Origin of the sequence: Alcanivorax sp. UBA3183, from assembly GCF_002364155.1 — a bacterium.
GTDB classification, from domain to species: domain Bacteria; phylum Pseudomonadota; class Gammaproteobacteria; order Pseudomonadales; family Alcanivoracaceae; genus Alcanivorax; species Alcanivorax jadensis.
Genome location: NZ_DEXN01000016.1, coordinates 79,186 through 85,806 on the forward strand (window position 1 = coordinate 79,186; position 6,621 = coordinate 85,806).

The 6,621-nt window shown below is 56.7% G+C and carries 4 protein-coding genes; 3 read left to right on the forward strand and 1 reads right to left on the reverse strand.

The genetic code is table 11. The features are described from left to right. Positions 1-99 precede the first annotated feature (99 nt). Together B3Q33_RS07275 and B3Q33_RS07280 are read left to right on the forward strand one after the other, a co-directional pair. Positions 100-1,581 (forward strand): sensor domain-containing diguanylate cyclase, encoded by a 1,482-nt coding sequence (locus B3Q33_RS07275; protein ID WP_273009155.1) that lies wholly within the window; start codon positions 100-102, stop codon positions 1,579-1,581. Positions 1,582-1,971: 390 nt separating this feature from the next. Next, complete coding sequence (locus tag B3Q33_RS07280; protein WP_035249755.1) at positions 1,972-3,108, forward strand: hypothetical protein; 1,137 nt, start codon at positions 1,972-1,974, stop codon at positions 3,106-3,108. Between the two features lie 133 nt (positions 3,109-3,241). On the opposite strand, the gene B3Q33_RS07285 is transcribed toward B3Q33_RS07280, so the two are convergent. Further along, positions 3,242-5,329 carry a sensor histidine kinase gene (locus B3Q33_RS07285; RefSeq protein WP_273009153.1) on the reverse strand — a complete coding sequence of 696 codons (2,088 nt, stop codon included), beginning with the start codon at positions 5,327-5,329 and terminating at the stop codon, positions 3,242-3,244. A gap of 195 nt (positions 5,330-5,524) precedes the next feature. Between B3Q33_RS07285 and B3Q33_RS07290 the strand changes: the two genes are divergently transcribed. Continuing rightward, positions 5,525-6,169: a response regulator gene (locus B3Q33_RS07290; protein WP_273009152.1), complete on the forward strand. Its 645-nt coding sequence runs from the start codon at positions 5,525-5,527 to the stop codon at positions 6,167-6,169. The last annotated feature ends 452 nt before the right edge of the window (positions 6,170-6,621 follow it).

The window sequence follows — 6,621 nt, forward strand, 5'->3', positions numbered from 1 at the left end:
GCAATGGTCAATATGCCGTTACGTCCAGGTTTTCATTTTCCGGCTGCCCGACAGCCAGTAGAGTGATCTTTCTATCAACGGACTTCTCAGGACCGCACAGTGGATGATCTGCGGGATTTCAGCGTGACCAGCATGCGCGCGCTGCATCAATTATCGTTACAGGATCGGACCGACCTGCCCGCCCTTTTTCAGGCTTACATTAAACGGGGCTGCGAGCTGCTGGGGCTTTCCATCGGCATTGTCAGTGAGATTCGTGATAGCCGTTATACCGTGTCGGCAGTGGAAGGTGGCGGGGCTGCGATCCGCAGGGGAGAGGTGTTCGCACTGGGTGAGACCTACTGCGAATCGGTGGTCAGCAAACGCGGTACGGTTGCCCTGCATCACGTGGGTGCGCTGGAGAAAATGCGCAGCCACCCGGTTTATCTGGGAATGCAGCTGGAATCCTACATCGCCGCGCCGTTGCGCGATGGCGACGAGATTGTCGGCACACTCAATTTCAGTGATACCCAAATTCGCCCTGAGCCCTTTACCATGGAGGAGCTGGAATTTGTCGAGCTGATGGCCGAGAGCCTCAGCCATGCCCTGGCACAGGATCAGCTGCGTTGCCAACAGGGCCAGAACTATCCTGCCCGGGAAGCCAGTGAAGCCCTGTTCGAGGCGGCCTTCCAGCATGCAGCCATTCCCATGGCCATTGTGGCTCCGAATGGCCGATGGTTGCGGGTCAACGATGCCGTCTGTGACCTGCTGGGTTACTCCAGCGTTGAACTGCTGGGCATGGACTTCCAGAGCATTACCCACCCGGAAGACCTGGACAAGGATCTCGCCCACGTGCAATCCCTGCTGTGCGGGGACAAGAACCAGTACTGGATGCAGAAGCGGTATTTTCACCGAAACGGTGAGCTGGTGTGGGCACTGCTGGCGGTGTCCATCGTGCGTAATGCCGGTGGCTCTGCACGCTGTTTCCTGTCTCAGATCAAGGATGTCTCTGCTCAGCGTGAGGCCGAAGCGGCCCTGCAGGCAAACCGTGATGAGCTGGAACAGCTGAACGTGGAGCTGGCCGAGCTGGCGCGCACCGATGGCCTGACCGGCCTCAGCAATCGTGCGGTGATGATGGAATTGCTGCGACAGGCTCACGGTAGCTGCACCCGCAGTGGCGAGCCCCTGGCCTGCCTGTTCATGGAAGTGGACGGGTTCAGGGGGATCAACGAGGCCTGTGGTCACAGCGAGGGGGATGCCCTGTTGTCCACCCTGGCGGTCTGCCTGCGCGACGTAGTAGGAGGCAAGGGCACGGTGGGCCGCTACAGCGCCGATGTCTTCATGGCCCTGTTGCCGGAGCACGGCATTAACCAGGCGTTGCAGCTGGCTGAGGGCTGCCGGCAAGCGGTGGCCAGTTTGAGCGAGCTGCCCCGGCCGGTCACTCTCAGTATTGGCGTAGCAGCCCTGATGCCGGAAGAGGGAGCGAGTCTGCCGGATACCGATGACCTGTTGCGTACTGCCGACCAGGCTCTTTACGCGGCCCGGGAAACCGGAGGTGATGGGGTGCGGGCGGTACGGGTTGAGCGCGCAGGGTTGACGAACTGAAATCGTAGCGCCCCCAGTGATGGATGGTCCCGTTCATATCCGTCGCAACGACGGGAATGATCTCCCCTTCGCCGAATTGCCCCCCTGTTCAGGGGGGTCACGTTCCACAAATAGCCAAGTAGCATGTGACAGACTTCTCCTCCAGGGAAGTGGTCATGGCAATGGAGCTGTTGGTCTCAGACTTGGCCGGCAGGGATGCCTATTAAGCTATCTGGCGGCTCCTTTCCCTTTCCTCTCCCCTTGGATGAAGGCCGTTCATTTTCTTCTGGCTGAAATGCGGATACGCCGTGTATGACCCGTTCCAAAAACCGGCAACTGCGGCGCGGATTAAATCGCCAGTGGGAAGCGTTGGGCGACTAAAAAATCCAATTACATCCATGGGGTAAACACATGAAAATGATGTCAGGGAACAAGACGATTTCGGCGGTGGCGTTGGCCACATTGGTATCCGGTTGTGCGACCACTGTCAGTAAGGCGCCCAGCTACGATGCCAATGGCAGTGCGGCCAGCCAGGCAGACAGCTTCATTGCAGCAGAAAACGAAAAGTACATGTCGGGTGTCGACAAGGTCGGTGTTTTGTCCTGCAATGTCATGTTCGGGGTGAACAGTTCTGCATCGGCTTCTACCAGCGGTGGTTTCCGGTCTGATGCCACCCGCGCTACAGGCACGACCCGGCGCTCCGATGTGACGGTTTCAGTTACCTATGCTGCCAAAGGTGTGGATGAAGCGGAAATGCAGCGCATTGCCAACGAAGCCTGTGATAACGCCGAGAAGCAACTGTCAAACGCGGGTTTTCAGGTAGTGCCACACGCCACCATCAAGGCAAATCCTCACTACCAGGCAATGCATGCAGAAGGCCGTGAAAGCCCCTTTGAATACAAAGGCAATGCCGGTACCCGGTATCTGGTATTGGGGCGAGAAGGAGAGAGCATCTCTGATCCGCGTTACATCGGCACCGCCAGCGGTTTGGGTCAGGCTTTTAAGGCAGCCGGAGGCAGTTCCGCGCAGCAGCACGAAGGTCGCCTCATGAAGGATCTGAGTCTGACCGGCGTCAACGTTAATATCCTGATTGACTTTGCACAGCTGGAATCAGACGGGCACAGCAGCTTTGGCGGTTTTGCCAGCAAGGATTCCGCAAAGGTAGATGCCACCATTCAGTTGGCCGCGAGCGGTGATGTGCGCTTCCAGCCGCTCTCGAAGCAAAAATGCTGGAGCCGTTTCGGCAAGGAAGAGTGCATGATCAAGCCCAATCACATGCCGGTTTTCAGCACCACCAACGCCTTGGCTACGGCCAACACCTTCTACAGCAGCATTGAGGATGTCACGACCACAAGTGACAAGCTGACTTCCGGATTCACTAAAAGCCTGGGTTTTTTGAGTGCCATGAGCGGTACCTCCAGTTCCACGGCCAGGGATATTACCCGTTATCAGGTTAACCTGATTCCTGCGTCCTATGATGCAGAGAGCAAGGAGCTGGCAAGTGGATTGCTTGAGATGGCGGCTAGCAAGGCAGCGTCATCTCGCTAATCAGGGCAGAGAACGGGCCGTATTTCGGCCCGTTTTTTCGTTTATCGTCAGCAAAAAATGCGAAGAACGTCCCGCACTGAAACGGCATGTTAGCGAGAGAAAAAATGGCGGGCACTTCCCCGCCATTTTTTATTTATCTGTTAACAGGAACGGATAGCAAAACCTGCCAGTGTTGATCCGCAATACCAAATTCGAAGCCGCCACCGATCTTGCTCGCGCGGAACTGCATGATATTCAGTCCTCGTTGTGGCCCGGGCGTGGCTGACGGGTCGAGTCCACTGTTGGCGATGATGATATTCAGTTTGTCAGTATCGCCATGCAGGGTGACAGACAGGAGGGGCGTCTCGGAATGCTTGAGAGCATTGCTCACCGCTTCACGAATAATGCGGGTGGTTTCGCTGAATTGCATCGCGTGTAGCGTGGCGGGGATGATGTTTTCGTTCCACTGCAGGGTAACGTCGTGATCCCTGCAGCGCCGGGAGGTTTCTTCGCGCCATTGCGAGGCTGCGGCATCCAGTGACAGGGCGTGCCCTTCCATGGCCTTGAGCAGATCGCGCAGATCAGCGATGGCTTCGCGAACCAGCGGCTTGCTATCAGCAGGAGACTTATGCAGCAGGTGCAGGAGTTTGGCGCCGAGATCATCATGCATGTCCCTGCGAATGCGATTGCGTTCCTCGCTGGCACCCTCTTCGCGAGCTGTACGTGTCTGATTGACCAGCGTGTGTAGAGCCAATACCAGTTTGCTGGTTTCCACGTCGTGCCGACTGAAAACCCGTTGCCCGTCGTGGGGGTGAAGTAATTCGAAATGGTGGGGTTCTTTGGAATCAGGCACCAGCAAACGGTTGCCGTTGTCCTCAATGCTAACGTTTGCCACAGGCCCCTCTGCGCGCTTTAGGGACAAGGGTGAGAATACCGCTTGCAGAGCGGCTGCAATGCCGGACTGTTCCGGGGCGTTCTGTTGCTCCTGCAACATGGCAGGCAACGCCTGGGACAGCCAACTGTCCAGACCCTGCCGCTGATTGCGGATTAGTTTGCCCCAAAGGTACTGCCGAACCGGGAAATACAGCCAGCCAATCAGTGCCACGGAGAGGGCAAGCGTGGCAGGACCGGAGAGGGTGAGCAGGGTGGCGAGCAGCAGGTCGGAGAGCATGATGACCAGGCCGCCCAGCAGCCAGGACCAGAGAGAAAACCACCAGGGTTCCAGGTTGAAAAGACGATGGCGCACAACGCCCATGGCCATGCCCAGGTACATCAGCAGGAAGGTGGTAAACAGCAGTCCCTGGGACGCCGGGGTTGGCATGGTCAGCATGGCAGGAACAATCATGCCGCCTGCAAAGAAAACGGTACCCAGAACAATGGACAGCACTGTCCAGCGCAGGGCGATGCGATCCTGCCGATGCCCGCGTGTTTTCCAGGCCTGCCAGAATGCCCCTCCCAGGCCGAGCAGGAAAATTCCCATCACCCATGAATGGAAGCCGGCGGCGGGGGTGGTCACCAGTTGAGCCTGATCGACCACAATGGCAACGGCAAATAACAGATAGAACATGCCGCTAAACCAGATCGAGGGTGCCTGGCGCGGGTAGTTCCACAGAAAAGCGCCCAGTGAAGCGGAGAACAGCAAGGCACCGAAATGGTTGATACCAGAGAGCAGTGCAAAAAGCTGTCCGGGCATGAACAGTTCACGGGTGCTGTAGATGGCGGCGGCAGAGGAGAACAGTACGTAGCTGAGCCCGGTGAGGGCAAAGGAGTTAATGGCAATGTCGCTGCGTGCAGGCACCCACACCAGCAAACAGATCACCATGCCGGACAGACCGCAGATCAACTGTAGCCAGAACAGTCCGGGCAACGACACCAGAGAACGTGACGATGATGAAATCGCCACTGCATTGCCGTTTTCATCCTGCAGCGACAAGCTTCCTGATGTCAGGGCACTTTCCAAGAACTGGTGGGCACGGAAGAAATCATTCATTGCCGCATAACCGGGCAGCACATCCGGTTCTTCCAGCAGCAATATCGGGTCGGCGGGAATGCGCTGCCGGTCGTTACTGAACTGTGTCACCGAAATTTCTCGGCCATCCTCAAGGGTGGCAACAATGGTATCTTTATCGGTCCGAAAGTGAATTTCGCTGACAGGCAGGGACAGTGCGACAATGATGGTCATCAGCCCGTAAGCGACCACCAGCAGAAAGCCCATCGCAATCCGGGTCTTGAGTGAAAACATGAAAATCCCTTGTCTGATGTGGCGCCCTCGCCCCCTTGTTTTGGGGGTTGCTCCCATGGGCTGGTACTTATTATAACTGTCTTCAATGAATGACTAATCAGTGTCATCCACTTTTCCTGATTGAGCTATATTGCCTGCCTGAAATTATAATCTGGTTCTAGTAGGACGCCCAGTCTTATCACATGGAGTGTAAGCATGCTGTCAGTCAAACAGGTGTTGATCGTGGAAGACCTCCCTGATGTGGCTGACTGGTTGCACCAGCAGGTAGTGATCATGCTTGATCCAGATCAGGTGCACCGCGCCACCAATCTTGCCGATGCTTCCCGCTGCATGGAGCAGCACCGATATGATCTGGCACTGATCGACCTTGGATTGCCAGATGGCAGTGGCATGTCCCTGGTGCGTCCATTCAAGAAAGCCAACCCCGCCGCGCAATGCATCATTACCACCATCTTTGATGATGCCGAGCATCTGTTCGGCTCATTGCGAGCCGGTGCTGATGGCTACCTGCTCAAGGACGACACCGAAGAGGCGTTTGCTGGCCACCTCTCCGGTATCCTGCAAGGGCGGCCACCGCTGTCCGCCTCCATTGCCCGACGTTTGCTCGAGCACTTCCATCCGCTTGCCGGTGAGAAGGATGTGGCCCTGACGCGTCGGGAGCAGGACATGCTGACACTGATTGCCAAAGGGTTAAGCGTGAAGCATGCGGCAGAAAAACTGGGTATTTCCCATTACACCGCAGCAGGATACATGAAGGATGTGTATGCCAAGCTGCAGGTGAATACCCGGGCCGAGGCGACACTCAAAGCCATTCACATGGGATTGGTTAATCCGTCCTGACGGCCTGTTCAGTGGGGCGATTTCCAGCGTTGTGCAGCCAGCGGCAGACGTTTGCCGGTGAGCAAGCCGGACACGAGGCCAGCAAAAAATAGTCGTGCCGATACCCTCCCAGCCGCGGAAAACCAGAATACGACAGCGCCGACAGGTGCGTTTCGTCAGTCACCTTGTCGTTATTCCGGTCGGTAGCGAGCCTGCCCCTTTCTGAACATGCCTCCTGATTAAATAGTGATGTGCTTATTTGTGGTACCCCCATGTTTGGGGGGTGCTGCTGTTGCCCGTTCAATCCTATGCTGAGGTATCTATTTCAAACAGGCAGTGTGGGGATCGGGTATGCAGCCAATCAAAGGGAAGTTGATTTTTGGTGCTGGACTGTTGGGCGTCATCCTGACGATAGCAGGTTGTGGCGGGGGAGGAAGCAGCGGTAACGGCAGCGCAGCAAACGGTGGTGGTCC

What these genes read in the sequence shown, in the direction of transcription:
- B3Q33_RS07280 (WP_035249755.1), top strand. Translation starts at nt 1,972, where the DNA reads ATGAAAATGATGTCAGGGAACAAGACGATTTCGGCGGTGGCGTTGGCC.
- B3Q33_RS07285 (WP_273009153.1), bottom strand. Translation starts at nt 5,329, where the DNA reads ATGTTTTCACTCAAGACCCGGATTGCGATGGGCTTTCTGCTGGTGGTC.
- B3Q33_RS07290 (WP_273009152.1), top strand. Translation starts at nt 5,525, where the DNA reads ATGCTGTCAGTCAAACAGGTGTTGATCGTGGAAGACCTCCCTGATGTG.